The 972-nt window shown below is 58.4% G+C and carries 1 protein-coding gene; it reads right to left on the minus strand.

Annotation, left to right across the window (positions count from 1 at the left end; translation table 11 throughout):
- Positions 1-13: 13 nt before the first annotated feature.
- Positions 14-972, minus strand: a 959-nt coding sequence (locus tag RSSM_RS20685; protein ID WP_063709103.1) for an IS110 family RNA-guided transposase, incomplete at its 5' end; no start/stop codon positions are given.

Genomic DNA, 972 nt, shown 5'->3' on the forward strand with positions numbered 1-972 from the left:
CCCGAGCCCAAGGTCAGGCGGCCAAGTTGCACATCTCGTAGTAGAGTCCTCGGATCCAACGATTCGCCACCGCCGCAGTGATCACGTTCGATGGCTTGCCTCGATCTTTCATTCGGTCGGCGAACTCCACCCAGTGATCGTCCAGTCGCCGCAGTCGCTGGGCCGCTTCGATGAGTACCCGGCGAAGTTCCCGATTGCCTGCCTTGATCAAGCCGGCGTCGGCTTGCCGCTGACCGCTCGAGGCGTTGCGAGGTGTCACCGCACAAAAACGAGCCAACTGTTTGCCACTGCGGAAACGATCGAATCGACCGATCTCCGCCCGTAGCGTGGCTGCGGTCACCAGTCCGACGCCGCTTTGCTCGAGCAGCTTCGTCGCCACCGGATCACCTGCGAGCATGCTTGTCAGACGTTTTTCGATGTTGCGAATTTTCACATTGAGTGATTCGATTTCTGCAAAATGCTCACCGAGAATCCAGCGACTGTTCTCACCGATTTCGGTGCAGTTTTCCGCCCACGCTCGCCAGGCCTTGGTCCAAGGATTGATCTCGGCGGGAGACTTGGCACGCTGATCACGCAAGAGTGCTCGAACACGAAGTTTGACGTTTCGACGATGATTGACTTGTTGTTGCCGGTAACGCACCAGACGTCTGAGTTCACGGATGTTCTCCGGTGCCAACCAAACCTTGGGCAGGTAACCGACGCGCTGCAAGTCAGCGAGCAGTTTGGCGTCGGCCCAGTCGGTTTTGTCGGGGCTTTGCTTGATTCGGGCGACGTAGCCTGGGTGGGCCAAGTTGACTGACCAGCCGGTATGGTTGATGAGTTCTTCGGCGAAGTCGGCGGCGCCACAGCAGGCCTCGATGGCGGCGAAAACCGTGCCGCCTTCGGGAACGACCTCAGCGACCGCCCGCCAATCGTTAGGTCGTGTAGCGTTTTGAATAATGTTGCCTTGTTTGTCCATGACACACACCTGGA

Origin of the sequence: Aporhodopirellula sallentina SM41 (assembly GCF_000346505.1) — a bacterium.
GTDB lineage: Bacteria > Planctomycetota > Planctomycetia > Pirellulales > Pirellulaceae > Rhodopirellula > Rhodopirellula sallentina.